The organism is Brevibacillus parabrevis (assembly GCF_022701015.1).
Lineage (GTDB): Bacteria > Bacillota > Bacilli > Brevibacillales > Brevibacillaceae > Brevibacillus > Brevibacillus parabrevis.
In genome coordinates this window covers 3,346,603-3,364,319 of the sequence record NZ_CP064090.1, presented here as the reverse complement: position 1 = coordinate 3,364,319, position 17,717 = coordinate 3,346,603, and the positions used below count along the sequence as shown (strand labels likewise).

Genomic DNA, 17,717 nt, shown 5'->3' with positions numbered 1-17,717 from the left:
AGTCAATCTCCCATAATCATCGTTGCTACCAGCTCTGGTGTAGCCACTACGATATCATCTGGGACGTTTTGTCCCGTCGTGAAGTAGGAGAGTGCAAGCTTGCTCTCGTGACAAATGTTCAAAACGGAACCGTAGCTGTTTGTCTCATCTGCCTTGGTAAAAATGACTTGCTTGTCAGGCACCTCTGCAAAGTTTTCCACGATCGTCTTCATATCGTTGTACTTCGAGCTGAGGCTCAGCACGAGGTAATTCATGCTGTTCTTCCCATGCTCCACCAGTTCCCGGATGCCTTGCACGTACTCATCGTTGCGGAAGTTACGGCCTGCGGTGTCGACAAAAATCAGGTCGCAGTCGCTTAAACGCTCCATGGCCGGAACCATTTCCTTCGGGGAAAACACCACTTCGAGCGGCACATTCAAGATGTTCGCGTACGTCTTCAGTTGTTCCACCGCAGCCATCCGGTACGTGTCCGCGGTGATAAAGCCGATTTTGCGCTTTTCCTTCAACATGCTGCTCGCTGCCAGTTTGGCGATCGTCGTTGTTTTGCCAACGCCTGTAGGGCCAAAAAAGAAAGCGTACTGCACATCCCTGCGAATCCCTGATGTTTTTGGCGCATACGAGGCAACGATGGAAGAAATGATGCTTCGCGCCTCGCCAAAAGCCGTCTCCTGATCCCACGTTTCCTCAGGCTTCTTCGCTTCCAGCAGCTTGCGGATGATTTCCGCGGTAACCTCTTCCCCTACTTCCTGGCTCACCAGCCGGCTGCGCACTTCTTGAACAGCAGGCGGGAGCTGTTGGCTCAGGTCATTGACCAAAAGCTTTTGGAACATTTGCCGCATATCGCGCACTTCATTGGCAAGGGCGTCATTTGCCGCTTTGTTTCCGGCAGCACCTGTTGATTCCAGTGATACATGGGGCACTTGCGCCGGAATTTCCGCCTGTTGCACCGATGGCTGTTCTCTCGCTTCCGTTCGAGGAGCTACCATCGGTGGAGCTGCTTTCGAAGCAGCTTCTGCTCTTTGCTCATTGGGCAAAGTCGCGGTCTTCTCGGCAGGCTCCTTCGCCAGATTCGCCTTCCGGTAAGCCTGTTGAGCCGTGTAGGTGCCGGCCTGTCCTTTGGAGGAGAAAACGTCCTTCGACCGATGTTCATCCGCGACCAAGGTGTTCCCGCGCTCGGGCACCTTTTCATCGACGGCAGCGATCACTTCGATTTTTTGTTTGCCAAACATACCGAACAATCCGCCCGTCTTGATCGATTTGGAGTTCAGGATGACTGCGTCTATCCCCAGATCGAGTCTGATTTTTTCCATCGCTTCTGGCATCGAATCGACAATGTAACGTTTTACTCTCACGAAATGTTCACCATCCCTACGCTTTGCACTTCAACATGTGGCTCAAGCTCGCTGTATGACAATACAGGAACGTCGGGCATCATTCGATCAACCAGCTGACGCAGATACATGCGGATCGCCGGAGAACAAAGGAGAATCGGCTGTTGACCGGAGTTGATCATTTTGCTCACTTCTGCCGACATACCCTGAAAGATTCGTTGCGATGTATCAGGGTCCATCGCCAGATAACTTCCTTGCTCCGACTGCTCCACCCGCTCGGAGATTGCTTTTTCCAGACCAGCGCCTGCTGTCACTACCCGCAAAGGCTGCCCTGGCTCTGTAAACTGTAACGTAATCTGCCTGGACATCGCCTGTCTCACGTACTCGGTGAGCACATCCGGGTCTTTGGTAAACAAGGCATGATCCGCCAAAGCTTCGAGAATGACTTGAAGATTGCGCACGGACACTTTCTCCCGCAAAAGCTTCTGGAGCACCTTCTGCACATCGCCAATCGACAGCAGTCCCGGAATGAGCTCATCCACCAGAACTGGCGCCACTTCTCGAACGTTGTCGATAAGCGCTCGCGTTTCTTGGCGGCCAAGTAGCTCATGCGCATGGCGCTTGACGATTTCGGTAAGGTGTGTCGCCACCACAGACGGCGGATCGACTACCGTGTAGCCAGAAAGCTCTGCAATCTCCTTATTTTCTTCTGTTACCCATAATGCGGGCAATCCAAACGCAGGTTCTACTGTTTCGATCCCGACAATGGAATCATCTTCTATTCCCGGACTCATGGCAAGGTAGTGATCGAGTAAAATTTCCCCTTTTGCCACCTGGTTGCCCTTGATCTTGATCATGTATTCATTTGGCCGCAACTGAATGTTGTCGCGAATGCGGATGACGGGAACGACAATCCCCATCTCCAACGCAATCTGCCTGCGGATCATGATCACGCGATCCAGCAAGTCTCCCCCCTGTTTCACATCTGCCAGCGGAATCAGACCGTAGCCGAACTCGAACTCGATCGGGTCGACTTGCAACAGGTTGACCACGCTTTCCGGGCTGCGCACTTCTTCGATTTGTTGCTCCTCCACCTTGTCCGCCGATTCCTGAATCTCGATTTTTTGCTTTTTGTCCATGCGCCATGCGGCAAATCCCATAATCCCCGACACGGGCAAAACTGGCAGAAGACCGATTGGCGTGAAAAGGCCGAGCAAGAGCATGCAGCCTCCCACGATGTACAACAGACGCGGGAAGGAGAACATTTGCCGAGCGATGTCCTCTCCCAGACCTTCTCCGGAAGTAGAGCGAGTGACAATAATACCTGCAGCAGTCGAGATAAGCAAGGCAGGAATCTGGCTGACCAGCGCGTCCCCGACCGACATGGTAGTGAAACGGGAAGCGGATTCCTGGAAGCTGAAGCCATGCACGAGCATCCCGATAATAAAGCCGCCGATGATGTTTACAATAAAAATGATAATTCCCGCGATTGCATCCCCTTTTACGAATTTACTCGCACCATCCATGGCCCCGTAAAAGTCTGCTTCGTTTTCGATCTTTTTTCTCCGCACTCGCGCTTCTGCTTCCGTAATCATCCCGGCATTCAAATCTGCGTCGATACTCATTTGCTTACCTGGCATCGCATCTAGCGTAAAACGTGCAGCTACCTCTGCGACACGCTCTGAACCTTTTGTAATGACGATGAACTGAATGATGATCAGAATCAGAAACACGACAAATCCGACGACCTGGTTGCCTCCGACAACAAAGCTTCCGAAGGTTTCAATGACTTGCCCGCCTTCCCCGTGCGACAAGATGTTCCGTGTAGTGGATACGTTCAGGGCGAGACGAAACAACGTCGTAATCAGCAGAACTGTCGGAAAGATGGAAAACTCCAGTGTTTCTTTTGTGTACATCGACACAAGCAAGATCGTCAACGCAAGGGAGATGTTCAATATCAGCAACAGATCAAGCAGCCCAGAAGGGAGTGGGATTACCATCATGACAACAATGCTTATTACAAATAAAATCGTACCTACTTCCTTGATTCGAAATCCCACTGTTCATCCTCCTTCCTCGTTATTTCACTTTCCCTTGCAGCTTGTAGACGTACGCGAGAACTTCCGCGACCGCTTTAAACATCTCTTCGGGAATTTGTTGTCCAATTTCAACTTGACTATAGAGAGCCCGGGCCAGGGGCTTGTTTTCCATCGTAACAATCCGGTGCTTCTTGGCCACTTCTCTGATTTTCAGCGCCATGTAATCCTGGCCTTTGGCCAATACAGTAGGCGCGCTCATTGCACTGGCATCGTAGCGGATTGCGACGGCAAAGTGGGTCGGGTTCGTGATGATCACGTCTGCCTTGGGCAGTTCCTGCATCATCCGGCGAAGCGCCATGCTCCTTTGCCTTTCACGAATTTTCCCTTTGATTAACGGGTCCCCTTCCGCCTGCTTGTGCTCGTCTTTAATATCCTGTTTGGACATCCGCAAATTCTTTTCATGTTCATATTTCTGGTAGGCGTAATCCATAATCGCCAGGATGAACAGCAGCAAACCGATGTAAATCCCGAGCTTGGCTACTTCGTTTGCCGTAAACGACAGGACGCTCCCCAGTGAGAGCAAAGAAAGCTGGGTTACTTGTTCCTTTGAATTCCACAAAATAACATAGGCTACGTACATACAAGCACTGATTTTTAACAGCGACTTCAGAAGCTCAACGACTGATCGCATGGAAAAAATGCGTTTGGCTCCTTTGATCGGGTCCAACTTCTCCAGTTTCATCTGGAGCGGCTCTGTACTGATCATCCATCCCACCTGCATGTAGTTGACAGCAAAGGCAAGCAAAAAAGACAGCCCCAGGACAGGTCCCACAATTTTTATCGCCTCGAAGGTCATTGTCATGACGATCACTTTGAGATTCTCTTCGTTCAACTGCCAGCTCGTGAAAGTAATCAGCGCTTCACGCATGAGGTTCTGAAACGTACCGAGCATGGATGAACCGAGCATCATCAGCAAAAAAAAGAATCCTGTTAGCGCGATGGAGGGCGACAGATCCTGGCTTTTGGCCACCTGCCCCTTTTTTCGTGCATCTTCTTTTTTCTTGGGAGTCGCCTTCTCCGTTTTTTCTCCGCTAAAAAATTGCAGGTCTACGGGTAAAAGGAACCTCTTCTGCGTCATGGTGATCCTCCGAGCGATTTCATCATTTCCGCGAGTGCCCGGAACATGTGGTCGAACAATCCGCTTAGCGTCAATAAAAAGGCGGGCATGACGACAATCAGGAGCAGGAAGCCTGCAAGCAGTTTGATGGGCAATCCGACAACAAAGATATTAAACTGCGGGACGGATTTGGCGATAATACCAAGAGAGAGGTCTACGAGAAACAGTGCGACCACGATGGGTGCCGCCATCATAAAGGCGCTCAGAAACATGTTCTGAAACACTTTTACCGCCGTCATCATCACAGCCTCGCTGCCAAAAGCAGCCCACATCTTATCAACCGGGATTACCTGATAGCTGCTCATGATGCCGCGCAGCAGCATGTGATGTCCGTTGATACTGAAAAAATACAAGACAGCGAGCATGTTTTTGAAGTTACCCGTAATCGGGACATACGCGCCTGTTTTCGGGTCGATCACGTTTGCCATGGCCAGACCCATCTGCATGTCCATCAGTCCTCCGGCAACTTGGATGGCGATGAACATCAACTCACAAATGTAACCGAGTATGACGCCAATCAGCGCTTCCTTCATCACATACAGTACAAACGTCAGGTCCAGAGGAATTTGTCCTTGTACAGGCAACGTTTGAAAGCTGATCAGGGCAACGATGAATGCCAAGCCAATTTTAAAGTGGGCTGGCACACCCTTGATCGAGAAAAAGGGAGCTGCGACGAAAAAGGCACTCATCCTGACAAACACGAGCAAGAAAACGGGCAAATATACGAGATAAAGATTCATAAGCTATCCGACAAAACGATGAAGGTTGCCAAAAATCCCCATCGTAAAATCAAGCATGACGCGCAGCATCCACGGTCCCACTGCCAAGATGGTAATGAACACGGCAACAATTTTAGGGATGAATGCAAGGGTCTGCTCCTGGATTTGTGTCGTTGCCTGAAAAACACTGACCATCAATCCGACCAGCAAGGCAATCCCGAGTGCGGGTGCGGATATCAGCAGGATGGTATAAACAGCGTTTTGGGCAATTTGCATTAATAATTCCTGTGTCATGTCTACCCTCCTGGTCCCTTCGGAATGCCGCTAAAAACTGGTCAAGAGCGACTTCACAACTAAATACCAGCCGTCCACCATAATGAATAGCAAAATTTTGAACGGCAATGAAATCATGACGGGCGGCAGCATCATCATCCCCATCCCCATCAAAATACTGGATATGATCATGTCGATCACGAGGAATGGAATGAAGATCATAAACCCGATCTGAAAAGCTGTCTTCAATTCACTGATCGCATAAGCAGGTACGAGAGCAGTCAGCGGAATATCTTGAATCGTCTTCGGTCTCTCCGCTTTGGTAAATTCCAAAAACAGCGCCAAATCTTTCTCGCGTGTTTGCTTGGCCATAAATTCTTTAAAAGGAATGACAGCCGCGTTGAATGCCTGTTCCTGTGTCAGCTTGCCCTGCATAAACGGTTGTACAGCCGTTTCGTTCACCTTCCCGAAGGTCGGTGCCATGATGAAAAACGTCAGGAACAGCGCGAGTGCCACCAGTACCTGGTTGGGCGGCATTTGCTGTGTCGCCAAGGCATTTCGCACAAAAGACAAGACAATGACGATTCGGGTAAAGCTTGTCATCAGGAGCAATATAGCTGGCGCAACAGAGAGCACCGTCAAAATTAGCAAAATCTGGATCGCTGAAGATGTCTCCTGTGGTGTCCCATTGCCGCCGCCAATTTGCAAATCAATGCTCGGAATAAGCGGTGATCCCGCTGGCGCAGCAAGCGCTATCTCTGGTACCAGGAGCATCACAGCGACAAGCACGAGCACCTGCAAAAAATGTTTCATTTTCGGTCCCCTCTGTCGGAAGCTTCCTCTTTGTCCCACGATTCGGAGTGGAGTGGCCGTTTTTTCACGTTGTCCCATTGGCCTTTCAGCAGGTCTTGAAACGTTTTTCCATCCACATCGGATGAAAACAGCAACTCTTCGTCAGCCTGCTTTTTTTTGCCAAAGGGCAGCCAGCTTAGCGAAAGCGGATTTTTTATGGGCCCGATCTCGGCATCAGACAAGATCAGATCCACTTCTTCACCCGGTTCGATTCGTCTAAGCAACTGGACGTTATCACCCACACCTACAATGTACAAGGACTCTCCGATCATGACGACTTGCAGCGTCTTCCCGTTGCCGAGAGCGGCTGCGCTGATGATCTTGATCGGCCCTTGACTTTGTCCGACTTGACGCCGTCCGAGGAAACGGAGCAGGAAAAAGATCAGAACAGCGATAAAGCCTAGTGAAAAAACGACTTGAACCAGATAGCCGATCATACTTCCTGTTCCGCTGCCCGGAATGGCCGCCGGCTGTTCGCCGCCGGCGGGCGCATTGCTCTGTTCTGTGTTCTTCTGGTTGTACGCATCGGCAACAGTACCTTCCGCATGGACGGCAATGGGCAGGGCTAAGACAGACAGCAACAGGATCAGACAGAAGACCCAGGATAGTCTCATCCCTGCATTCCGGATCTTCATCATTAGCTCAAAGTCTTTTTGATCGCTTCCAATACGCGATCCGCTTGGAATGGCTTCACGATGAAGTCTTTTGCCCCCGCCTGAATGGCGTCAATAACCATTGCCTGTTGTCCCATCGCAGAGCACATGATCACACGTGCGTTTGGATCGAGTTTTTTGATTTCCTTCAGAGCGGAAATTCCGTCCATTTCCGGCATGGTAATATCCATCGTAACCAAATCCGGACCCAATTCTTTGTATTTTTCTACTGCTTGTGCGCCATCACTAGCTTCCCCTACGACGCTGTATCCGTTTTTGGACAAAATCTCCTTGATCATCATACGCATGAATGCTGCATCATCAACGATTAATACTTTGTTCGACATGGATAGATCCTCCCCAATACTTGACTCTTGATTTGTTTTTATTGCAATTTTTGAACACGATCAAACTGGCTGATGATATCTGTTACGCGAACCCCGAAATTCTCGTCGATAACGACAACCTCGCCCCTGGCAATCAGCTTGTTGTTTACCAAGATATCCACGTGTTCACCTGCCAGCTTGTCCAACTGTATGATGGAACCAGCAGACAAGTCAAGAATTTCTCTGATCAGCTTCTTGGTCCGTCCCAATTCCACGGTTACTTGCAGCGGAATGTCATGCAAAAGGTTCAAGTTTTGATTGTCTCCTGCATACATAGGCGTTGTTCCAAGCGGCGCAAACTGTGCAGGAACGACGTTTGCCTGGTTAACCGCAGGACTGCCAAAATGCTGAGGCGGTGGCGGTGCCATCGGCGGTTGCTGATAAGCACCTGGATACGGCGCATAGCCCGGTGGCATCGCATACTGCGCATAAGGATCTGGGTACATCGGTTGGCCTGGGTATGCAGGCGGTGGAGCATAGCCTCCAGGCGGTTGTTGCTGCACCTGTGGCTGCTGCACAGGAGGCGGCGCTACAGGCGGTACGTGGCTCTGTACAGGCTCCTGATGCACGGGTTGGGCTGGTGGAGCCGACTGGGTAATTGCCGGTATAGAAGGCATTTCTGTCTCCGCTACAAGCGCTGCTGCTGCTTCCCCTTCTGATCCGCCAACCAGTCGATCGATCATCTTCTTCGCGAACGAAAGCGGCAAAAGCTGCATGATATTGGAGTCAATCAATTCTCCCTGTTCCCCGACCTTCAGACGGAAGGAGACTTTGACCAACGGACTGTCATCGTCCGAGAAGCTGTCTCCGCCCTTGCCTTGGGCCAAATCCATGACATCGATGCCTGGAGGCGTAATATTGATGAACTGGTTAAAAATCGTCGACATGGACGTCGCCGCAGAACCCATCATCTGATTCATCGCTTCCTGTACCGCACTGATGTGCAGCTCGGACATTTCTGTATTGGCAGGTCTGCCGTCGCCGCCCATCATCAAGTCTGCGATGACAGCCGCATCTTCCATCCGAATAACCAGCAGGTTAATCCCTTTGAAACCGTCGGTGTACTCAACGTGGACCGCTACATGGGGAATCGGAAACTCACTTTCCAATTCATCCACATTGACAACGGAAACCGTCGGCGTGGTGATATCTACTTTTTGGCTTAACAAAGTCGATAACGCAGTCGCTGCACTACCGAAGGAGATATTTCCGATTTCGCCAAGCGCATCCTGTTCAAATGGGGAAAGAAAATCGGCCACATCCTGACTCTCCATGGGTCCTGCTTCCTCTTCGTCCTCAACCAAGTTGTTCGCGCGAAGCAGCGCGTCAATCTCGTCTTGAGAAAGCATATCTCTACTCATTTTGTTCCTCCCCCTCCTCTATGACTTCATCAATCTGCACAGCCATTCTGCCTTTGAGTGTCCCTGGTTGTCCCAGGAATTTCAGCTGATCGCCAATCTTGATTTTCAGCTTGGTATCAAGCGACTGATCCAATTGAATGACGTCTCCTTTTTGCAGTTGCAAGAAATCGCCGACTGTAATTGTAGCGGTTCCCATTTCTGCAATAATCGGCAGTTTGGCAACCTTGACTCGCTCTTCGACCCGCAGGCGCTCATCCTCATCCCGCGTCTTTTTCTGCTTGGAGAACCAGTATTGCCCGGAGAGCTTGGTCATGATTGGCTCCAGTACAACGTGAGGCAGACAGAGGTTGATCATTCCTGTCGTATCTCCAATTTTGGTACTGAACGAGATTACGACGACAATCTCGTTTGGCGAGACAATCTGCATGAACTGGGGATTCATCTCCAGTCCTTCCTGGTACGGATCAAGCTCAATAATTTGCTTCCATGCCTCGTGGAAAGTATCCAGCGCTTTGCCGAATACTCGCTCCATCACCGTTGTTTCAATTTCCGTAAGTGCACCCATTTTTTCCGGGATTGCACCCTGGCCACCAAGAAGCCGATCCAGCATGGTATAGGCGATGTTTGGATTGACTTCCAAGACCATTCGTCCTTCCAAAGGTGGAGCTTCGAAGATGTTCAAGATGGTCATCTTGGGAATGGAGCGGATAAATTCGTCATACGGCAATTGATCGACGGAGGCAACCGTAATTTGCACGAAGGTACGGAGCTGAGCTGAAAAATAAGTAGTCAACAGCCTCGCATAGTTCTCGTGGATTCGCGTCAAGCCACGGATCTGATCTTTGGAGAACCGCAACGCGCGTTTGAAATCATACACTTTGACTTTGCGCTCAGTCTCTTCTTTTTTCAGCTCGTTGGCATCCATCTCGCCAGATGATAGAGCGGCCAACAACGCATCAATCTCACTTTGTGAGAGAACCTCGGCCATATGTCGTCACCTCCTTGCTATGTATCCGTGTGATCGCTTCCTTTATGACAAGACGCGCTTGGTCGTCACAACTTGCACGATCTTGCCCTCTTGCATCAGGGAGCTGATTTCATTCATAATTTTTGCTTCCAGCTTGTTTACGCCTTCTGTTCCTTTTATGTCTTCTGGCGTCAGGCCAGCCAACGTTTTGATAATGACCTGATTGACCTGGGGCAAACGTTGCTCCAGCTCCGCTTTCGCATCCGAGCTGTCCGCTGTGATGCTGAAGCGCACGATCATGTAGTTGTTCGTCAGCAGATTGGTCGTAATTTCGCCTGTGTCAACGGAGTACTCTTTCATTTCCTTCGCGGACAAAGGCTTCATTTCTGTTTGTTCCGTGCTGGCCGTCTGAGCGGCCGGAGAGAGGTATGTTTGCCAAAGGACAAACGAGATTACTCCCAGTAGCGAAATCGCGATGATGATAATTAGAGCCATGTTAAACAAACGATTTTGAAACATCGCAATGCCTCCCGCTATTCATTTAAGTCGTCCGGCAGCTTGGGTGCAGTCGCTATCGGATGAGCATTTTGATAAAAAGCCTGAACACGTTCAGCGATCGATTCGATAGAATCCTTCACGATGTACTTCCTGTCGTTGAACAACGTAATCACAGTGTCTGGTGTCGCTTCAACAGTTTCAATGTGAGTAATGTTCAGATAAAAAGCAGTGCCGTTAAAACGGGTCAGTTTGATCATCGTGTGCTCCTCCTGGGATCAAGCAGGGGAAGGAGTCAATCGCTTCCCCTCCCTAACCCACTGCAAGAAGTTATCGTTTCAGGTTCACCAATTCTTCGAGAACGGAATCGGAAGTGGTAATGATCCGCGAGTTGGCCTGGAAGCCGCGCTGCGCGACGATCATTTCCGTAAACTCTTCGGAAAGGTCAACGTTGGACATTTCCAGTTGTCCGGCAATGACGCTCACTTTTGCTGTACCTGGGGTAACAGGTGTCATTGGATCTTCATCACGCGCTCCCGCGTTCACTGTGTTCTCATACAGGGAGTTGCCGACCTTTTTCAAACCGCCTGGGTTGTTGAAGGTCATGACACCGACCGTATTGTCGGAAGCGAGCGTTCCGGCTTCATCTACAGTTGTGATTACGCCGTCCTTGCCGATCGAGTAAGAAACAATCCCGTCAGCCTGGTTGATTTGAATCGGAGCAGCGTCCGAGTTCAACAGCTTGAGTCCTTGCGGGTTTACCAGGAACCCTTGGGAATCGCGGGTGAAGTTACCAGCGCGTGTATAGTAGATCGTTGCGCCATCATCCGGAGTCACCATGAAGAAGGCGTCACCCTCAATGGAAAGGTCCGTTGGCAAGTTGGTCGTCATCGGGCTTCCCGCAGAAAACACGGTATCAATCGATGCAATCGATGAACCAAGACCGATTTGAGTCGGGTTGGTACCACCTTTTCCTCCGTCAGTAGGAGCACCGGCGCCTTGCACGTTTTGGCTCAAAATGTCTTGGAACATCACGCGGCCCTTTTTGAAGCCCACTGTGTTTACGTTCGCAATGTTGTTACCAATGACATCGAGCTTTGTTTGAAAGCCACGCATACCTGAGATACCTGAATACATGGAACGAAGCATGATCTGTTTCCTCCTCTGCTTTCTCGCTTGTCTAGATTACCTCTGTCGTTCGGTAACCATCAGGCTTCCTCCTGGGAGGTCCAGCCCGTACAGGCCATTTATACGAAGATGGCGCTGTCTATGTTTGTAAATACGTTGTCTTTCATGCTGCCATCGTCCACAGCGGTAATGATCTTCCGATTTACGATACTCACGACATAAGCCACGTTATCCATGATGATAAGAGATTCTCTGGCGCCTTTGGAGGCTGCCTTTTGAACCGCTGACTCCAAACGCTCCATCTGCTGTCCGCCAAGGGCAATTCCACGCTGCTGCAAGCGGCTAATAGCGTGCTGACTGAACGATAGTGGCTGTGTCTTGGCAGTTGGCGATGTCGCTTCCGTCAAATACTGTTGAAACGATTTGCCAGTCCCCTGAGCTGTTTGGGCAGCCGTTTTGGTGACGTGATTCGTTTTCGGAGGGAAATAGGGCTGCGCGACACGAAATTGGTTCATGCTGCTTCCTCCTTCATTCCAATCCTAGACGAGATCGTTCACTCCGCGGGCCGATTCCCGCAGGCGATTCCAGAGCGACTCGCTCGTTTCACTGCTGTCTACGAGTGCGTCCAGAGCAAACTCTTGCTCTTCCTCTTTCTGTTGCTGCTGGTTTTCTCGTTGTTGTCCAGCTTGCTCACGCTGCTGCTGGAAGTTGAATGCGGTGTCCTGCTGCTGGTTGACTTCCAGTCGATCCACCTGCAAGCCTTGCTGCGTCAATGCCATCCGCAATTGCGGAAGCTGATTGTCGAGCAAATCTTTGCCTGCCTGCGTTTCAGCGTGGAACTGAGCAGTGATCACGCCATTGTGCGACGTAATTGTCACGTCTACCTGTCCAAGTGATTGCGGGTTCAAGATCAGCTTAGCTTCATGCACACCGTTTTGCCCGCCGAGTTGCAATTTCGAGACAAACAGCTGTGTGAGCTGCTGCGGCAATTGGTTCGCATTCACATGATGCGGCTGTGCTTGTGACTGTTGGAAGGAAGCGTTTTGCGTTTGCGTCGTTTGCTGGGCGACAACCGGGTTTTGGTTGGCCATCGTCAAGCCGCCGTCTTCCTGATTTCCTTCTTGGTTCAACAGGCTGCCGGAAAGTGCAGGTTGAACCGTTTGCGTGGCTACTCCCGCCTCCAGCTTGTAGGCAGCCAAGCCCTGATTCATTCGCAAAGGCGAAATCGTCTTGAACCCTTCTTGCTGCGAAGCATTCAGAACGGGAACCGCTTCGGAACGCAGTTGCAAAACCCCGTTCTTTTGCTTGCTTTCATTGCCTTTCTGGTTCTTCAGGGACTCGAGAAGTGCGGCCAACTTGTTCAGTTCCTCGGAAGAAGTCTCGCTTTGCGAAAGCTTGGACAAAAGCTGTTTCAGATCCATTCCGGACTGTGCCTGAAGTTCCTGGCTAAGCCCGGACGCTTTTCCCAAAAGCTGTTCAACGGCTGCTGCTTTCTCTTCTACTTGTCCATTCAATTCTTGATTGCCTTGTTGACTGGCGGCAAGCAGTTGAGCGATCAGCGCCATCAGTTCATCCAGCAATTTCTGGTCGTCTTCTGACAAGCCTTCTGGAGCCGCAACGGCGCCTTTGGAATCGAGCATCGCTTCAAAAGATTGCAGCATTTGCAACGAAAACAGTTGTCCCAAGCCAGCTTCTCCATTGCCCGCAGTACCGGTGGCAGATGTTACACTACCAGCCGAGCCTACCGGCGGAGTCAGATTGGCTACATTCATCTCGTCACCTCCTTATGGTTGATTTGTTGCTTATTTTAACGATAACGAGAAGCGAAGCTTTTGTTATCGAAGCAACTCTTCCGTAATGCGAGCCGCCAAATTGTCTTTTTCTTTCTTGTCCTCTTTGGCGATCGCTGAGAGAGTTTGCGCCCGTTTGTCCGCAGGCATTTCTTTGATCAGTGACAAGGCTCTGCTCTTGTTCGTCGCCATCAGCGAGCGAATGACCGCCGCGGAATCTTCCGCAGGCATCTGAGCAAACGTGTCACTCAACACTTGATCGTTAGCGCTCGCGGAAGTACCGCTGCGCGTTTCGCTGAGTGCTTTCGTCAACACTTGAACGCGCTCCTGGAGAGCAGCGATGTCATCATCTTTGTTGACCACAGAGTCTTTTAGCAGAATGGAAATGTCAGCCGCTTTTTTCGGGTCCATTTTGGCCAAAATGTCAGCGCGCTGGTTTGGCTTCATTTTGGTCATGACCGTGACAGACTCATCCAGGCTAAGATTTTCGATGATGGCTGCTGCATTTTTCGCTGACATGGTCGTGTACACCTTGGCGAGATCAGCAAATTGCTTTTGACGCTCCTCCTCGGTGGACCTGCGATCTTCCATAAGCTTGTTCAAGTCTTGCACTTGCTTTTCCAACGCTTGGATCGTTGCATCCTTTTTGGCTGCTTCTTCTTTCAGCACGGAAATTTGCTGCTGGTTTTTCGCCTGATCCTGCTGCAAAGTCGCAACCTGTTTCTCGGTGTCGGGTTTCTTTTCTTCACCGGGTGTAGCCGCGTATTCGTCCGGGACGAGCTTTTCCACGTACGGTATGGAGTTAGCCCAGTGGAGAACATTCCCTAGCACGTTTACTCCCAGCAAGCTCAGGAGTACGCCGCCAAGGAGGCTGGCAAACAGTGCAGGAATGACAATCATGTAGAAAAACCATTCCCACCTGCCGTATTCCCGTTCTTCTTGGATTTCTTCCATCTGGTACCTCCCTTAGTTGCTGCGGCGAAGATAGAGCTGAGTGCCGATTTCATCCAATTCTTTTTGTTCGCGCTGACGCTGTTCGTCGAGAAATTGGTAGAGAGATTTTTCACGCAATCGATGCCATAGCTTTGATTCCTTCATTCTCTCCGTCAAATGGGACTGACATCGTTCCACATCCTGCTCACATCCGCGCAACGTTCGCTGCTGTCTCGTTATCGATCTGGCAACCGACTGTTGATACTGCGTGATTGAAATCAGTTGGGCGGCACTGCATGTCTGCATTTGCGTTTCCTCAAGCATATGGGTCATCTCATCATGCTGCACTGTCAATTGCGCGAGCTTCCACTCTTCTTCGTTCTTGCGTTGAACCGATTTCCCAAATGCCCACTCTGCCTGCTCTTTCTCTTTTTCCTTCAGATCGAGAACTTTTTGGAGATGAAACTGAAACACTTTCACATTAGTTCACTCCTCCGAAATGGGCTAACAGCGCCTTGACCGCGCTTTGTAATGTCGAGGGCTCATGTGTCCCTTGAGCCGTAAACTCGGTAATGATGTCTTTGTAGCGGACGGCAGCATCAATATCGCGGTTCGAGCCAGGCTTGTACGCTCCGATATTGATCAAATCTTCCGCCTCGCGAAAAGTGGCCAAATGTTTTTTCAACTGTCTTGCCGCTTCCTTGTGATCGTCTGTAACGATCTCTGACATGACACGGCTGACGCTCGCCATCACATCAATGGCAGGAAAGTGGCCTTTTTGCGCGATTTTCCGGTCGAGCACAATATGTCCGTCCAAAATTCCTCGCGCCGCATCCGCAATCGGGTCATTCATGTCGTCGGAGTCGACGAGCACCGTGTAAAACGCCGTAATGCTGCCTTTGTCGGCTGTCCCTGCCCGCTCCATCAGCTTGGGCATCAGCGCGAACACAGACGGTGTATAGCCGCGTGTTGCCGGCGGTTCTCCGATAGCAAGTCCTACTTCCCGCTGCGCCATGGCAAAACGGGTTACCGAGTCCATCATGAGCATCACATTCAACCCGCGGTCACGGAAGTATTCGGCGATCGATGTGGCAATCAAGGCTCCCTTGATGCGGATCATCGCAGGCTGGTCGGAGGTCGCAACGACTACGACAGACCTCTTTAGACCTTCTTCCCCCAGATCGCGCTCGATAAACTCCATGACCTCGCGGCCGCGCTCCCCGATCAGTCCGATGACGTTGATGTCCGCCGTAGTATTGCGGGCAATCATTCCCATCAAGGTACTTTTCCCTACCCCTGATCCGGCAAAAATTCCGACCCGCTGTCCTTTTCCGACAGTCAACAATCCATCGATGGCGCGTACGCCCACGCTTAGCGGCTCTTTAATGCGCGGCCGCAAAATCGGATTGGGCGGCAGATTGTTCGTCGGATAGGAACTCAAGCCAAACGGCAACGCTCCTTGATACGGTCTACCGAGGCCGTCGAGGACAGATCCCAAAATTTCCGGCCCTACCTTCACTTCCAGCGACCGCCCCGTAGCCACTACATCACAGCCCGGTCCGATTGCTGTCAGCTCGCCCAGCGGCATGAGCAGCACTTTATTTTCGCGAAAGCCAACTACTTCAGCGATAATCGGCTCTTTGCTGTTTGCCGGATACAGATGGCAAATTTCGCCGAGCTTTACTTCTGGTCCCTGGGACTCGATGGTGAGCCCCACAACTTGCGTCACTTTTCCATTCACGCGCATCGGATCAATCTCACCCAGCGCCTGCTTGTACTTCGTTATGTCTAGGAAACTCATCGGGACTCACTTCCTCCGGCAATCGCAAGCAATGCTTGTTTGATCTCTTCCAGCTGTGTATCCACTCTTGCATCCACACTTCCGAGCGGCGTCCGAATCACACACCCGCCATCGGAAATCGTGTAGTCAGGATAGACGGAAAGCTCCGCCTGACCGTCCAGCAGGGCAAGCAATTGGGCTCGGTGGTCAGAAACGTAATCAAAGTAGTTGTGATTGACGCATATCGTTATCTCCCCGTGAACCCGGGAGCGTCGCAGCGCTTTTTTGGCAATCTCCATGACTTGTTCCGGATTTTGCTGCAATTCTTGCCCAATAATTTTTTTGGCAACATCAAGGGCAAGTTCCACTAAAAAAGGTTCCCCTTCGGCTATAATCTGCTGCTTGCTGCTGTACGCCTGCTCCAGAATTGCGCGCGCGTCAGAGAGTGCTTTTATCTCCTCTTCATACGCTTGGCGCTTCCCTTCCTCGAAACCTTTTTCCTGTCCTTCAACAACCGCTTGCTCCTGCACAGAGCTGAACAATTCGGAAGCTTCCTGCTGCTTTTGTTCCCACCATTGCTGGATCTCCAGGAGTGCTTCCTGCTTCAGTTGCTCAGCCTGCTCGGATGCTTGTTGAAGGATGTTTTGCGCGGTTTCTTCGGCATCTGCGAGGATCGTTTTGGCCTCAATTTCAGCTTGTTGTAAAATTTGTAGATTTTCTTGCAACCTTTCGGGATCATTTTCCGTCTTTAGTGGTACAGGCGTCACCGAGAGGAGAACAGCGTCCTCCGAAGGCCGATAATTAGCCACTTTGATAATCCTAGACAATGATATCATCTCCTCCACCGCGGGCGATGATGATCTCACCAGCCTCCTCTAAGCGACGGATAATGGCAACGATACGAGATTGTGCTTCTTCTACGTCGCGCAGACGAACTGGTCCCATAAATTCCATTTCTTCTTTGAAAGTGTCCGCCATCCGTTTGGACATATTGCGGAAAATAACTTCCCGAACTTCTTCGCTGGACACTTTGAGAGAAAGTTGCAGATCCGCATTTTCTACATCGCGGATTACGCGCTGAATCGAACGGTTGTCCAGTGTAGCGATATCTTCGAATACAAACATGCGTTTCTTGATTTCTTCGGCCAATTCGGGGTCCTGAATTTCGAGAGAATCGAGAATCGTGCGCTCCGTCCCACGATCGACACCATTGAGTACAGCCACGATTGCTTCGATCCCGCCTGCTTGCGTATAATCCTGCGTGACAGTGGCCGAGAGCTTCTGTTCGAGGACTTGTTCTACCTGTGCAATTACTTCCGGAGAAGTGCTGTCCATCATGGCAATCCGCTTCGCTACCTCAGCTTGCCGCTCTTGCGGAAGCGCGGACAAAATCATCGCTGCTTGCTGCGGTTCGAGATAAGAAAGAACCAGGGCAATCGTTTGCGGGTGCTCGTTTTGGATAAAGTTCAAAATCTGGCCTGGATCAGCCTTCCGGGCAAAATCGAATGGCCGTACTTGCAGGTTGGCAGTCAAGCGATTGATAATATCCATCGCTTTCGTCTCGCCCAAAGCTTTTTGCAAGATTTCTTTCGCGTAGGTGATCCCGCCTTGCGAGATTACTTCTTTTGCTACGGCGATTTGATGAAATTCGGCCAAGATTTTATCTTTTTCTTCTGTATCGACTTTTCGAACGTTGGCAATTTCCAACGTCAGTTGCTCGATCTCATCCTCACGCAAGTGCTTGAACACCTGGGCAGAGATTTCCGGCCCTAGTGAGATGAGGAGGATAGCCGCCTTCTGTCGTCCAGACAACTCTTTAGCGCCGCGAGCCAT

The 17,717-nt window shown here is 50.7% G+C and carries 20 protein-coding genes; all 20 read right to left on the bottom strand.

The annotated features are described in order from the left end of the window. Window positions 1–2: 2 nt before the first annotated feature. A complete protein-coding gene (gene flhF / locus IRJ17_RS16170; protein WP_242771106.1) occupies window positions 3–1,352 on the bottom strand; it encodes a flagellar biosynthesis GTPase FlhF in 1,350 nt (449 codons plus the stop codon). Beyond that, window positions 1,349–3,391, bottom strand: coding sequence for a flagellar biosynthesis protein FlhA (gene flhA, locus IRJ17_RS16165; RefSeq protein WP_122965208.1), 2,043 nt, complete (start codon window positions 3,389–3,391; stop codon window positions 1,349–1,351). Before flhA ends, flhF begins: the two co-directional genes overlap by 4 nt. 19 nt (window positions 3,392–3,410) lie before the next feature. After that, entirely contained in the window at window positions 3,411–4,508 is a 1,098-nt protein-coding gene (gene flhB, locus IRJ17_RS16160) for a flagellar biosynthesis protein FlhB (RefSeq protein ID WP_173596490.1), read from the bottom strand. Beyond that, window positions 4,505–5,287: a flagellar biosynthetic protein FliR gene (gene fliR / locus IRJ17_RS16155; protein ID WP_122965206.1), complete on the bottom strand. Its 783-nt coding sequence runs from the start codon at window positions 5,285–5,287 to the stop codon at window positions 4,505–4,507. The genes flhB and fliR overlap by 4 nt, the downstream gene beginning before the upstream one ends. A 3-nt stretch (window positions 5,288–5,290) precedes the next feature. Continuing rightward, window positions 5,291–5,560: a flagellar biosynthesis protein FliQ gene (gene fliQ / locus IRJ17_RS16150; protein WP_063227620.1), complete on the bottom strand. Its 270-nt coding sequence runs from the start codon at window positions 5,558–5,560 to the stop codon at window positions 5,291–5,293. Between the two features lie 30 nt (window positions 5,561–5,590). Beyond that, entirely contained in the window at window positions 5,591–6,352 is a 762-nt protein-coding gene (fliP, locus tag IRJ17_RS16145; RefSeq protein ID WP_122965205.1) for a flagellar type III secretion system pore protein FliP, read from the bottom strand. Next, window positions 6,349–7,005: a flagellar biosynthetic protein FliO gene (locus tag IRJ17_RS16140; protein WP_229049699.1), complete on the bottom strand. Its 657-nt coding sequence runs from the start codon at window positions 7,003–7,005 to the stop codon at window positions 6,349–6,351. Before IRJ17_RS16140 ends, fliP begins: the two co-directional genes overlap by 4 nt. A 23-nt stretch (window positions 7,006–7,028) precedes the next feature. Next, complete coding sequence (locus IRJ17_RS16135) at window positions 7,029–7,391, bottom strand: response regulator (protein ID WP_005834238.1); 363 nt, start codon at window positions 7,389–7,391, stop codon at window positions 7,029–7,031. 38 nt (window positions 7,392–7,429) lie between these two features. Beyond that, window positions 7,430–8,791, bottom strand: coding sequence for a flagellar motor switch phosphatase FliY (gene fliY / locus IRJ17_RS16130; protein ID WP_173596489.1), 1,362 nt, complete (start codon window positions 8,789–8,791; stop codon window positions 7,430–7,432). Then, window positions 8,784–9,779, bottom strand: a complete 996-nt coding sequence (gene fliM, locus IRJ17_RS16125) for a flagellar motor switch protein FliM (protein WP_063227624.1) — start codon at window positions 9,777–9,779, stop codon at window positions 8,784–8,786. Before fliM ends, fliY begins: the two co-directional genes overlap by 8 nt. Before the next feature lie 42 nt (window positions 9,780–9,821). Then, on the bottom strand, window positions 9,822–10,277 hold the full coding sequence (locus IRJ17_RS16120) for a flagellar basal body-associated FliL family protein (RefSeq protein ID WP_122965202.1): 456 nt from the start codon (window positions 10,275–10,277) through the stop codon (window positions 9,822–9,824). A 14-nt stretch (window positions 10,278–10,291) separates the two neighbouring features. Next, complete coding sequence (locus IRJ17_RS16115) at window positions 10,292–10,513, bottom strand: flagellar FlbD family protein (RefSeq protein WP_122965201.1); 222 nt, start codon at window positions 10,511–10,513, stop codon at window positions 10,292–10,294. A gap of 70 nt (window positions 10,514–10,583) precedes the next feature. Next, on the bottom strand, window positions 10,584–11,402 hold the full coding sequence (gene flgG, locus IRJ17_RS16110) for a flagellar basal body rod protein FlgG (RefSeq protein WP_122965200.1): 819 nt from the start codon (window positions 11,400–11,402) through the stop codon (window positions 10,584–10,586). 98 nt (window positions 11,403–11,500) lie between these two features. After that, complete coding sequence (locus tag IRJ17_RS16105) at window positions 11,501–11,896, bottom strand: TIGR02530 family flagellar biosynthesis protein (protein ID WP_063227628.1); 396 nt, start codon at window positions 11,894–11,896, stop codon at window positions 11,501–11,503. A 24-nt stretch (window positions 11,897–11,920) separates the two neighbouring features. Continuing rightward, a complete protein-coding gene (locus IRJ17_RS16100; RefSeq protein ID WP_122965199.1) occupies window positions 11,921–13,153 on the bottom strand; it encodes a flagellar hook-length control protein FliK in 1,233 nt (410 codons plus the stop codon). Between the two features lie 63 nt (window positions 13,154–13,216). After that, window positions 13,217–14,125: a MotE family protein gene (locus IRJ17_RS16095; RefSeq protein ID WP_242771103.1), complete on the bottom strand. Its 909-nt coding sequence runs from the start codon at window positions 14,123–14,125 to the stop codon at window positions 13,217–13,219. Window positions 14,126–14,137: 12 nt separating this feature from the next. Next, a complete protein-coding gene (fliJ, locus tag IRJ17_RS16090; protein ID WP_122965197.1) occupies window positions 14,138–14,584 on the bottom strand; it encodes a flagellar export protein FliJ in 447 nt (148 codons plus the stop codon). Between the two features lies 1 nt (window position 14,585). Continuing rightward, a complete protein-coding gene (gene fliI, locus IRJ17_RS16085; RefSeq protein ID WP_122965196.1) occupies window positions 14,586–15,905 on the bottom strand; it encodes a flagellar protein export ATPase FliI in 1,320 nt (439 codons plus the stop codon). Beyond that, window positions 15,902–16,720 carry a FliH/SctL family protein gene (locus tag IRJ17_RS16080; protein WP_122965195.1) on the bottom strand — a complete coding sequence of 273 codons (819 nt, stop codon included), beginning with the start codon at window positions 16,718–16,720 and terminating at the stop codon, window positions 15,902–15,904. Before IRJ17_RS16080 ends, fliI begins: the two co-directional genes overlap by 4 nt. Further along, on the bottom strand, window positions 16,704–17,717 hold the full coding sequence (fliG, locus tag IRJ17_RS16075; protein ID WP_122965194.1) for a flagellar motor switch protein FliG: 1,014 nt from the start codon (window positions 17,715–17,717) through the stop codon (window positions 16,704–16,706). The genes IRJ17_RS16080 and fliG overlap by 17 nt, the downstream gene beginning before the upstream one ends.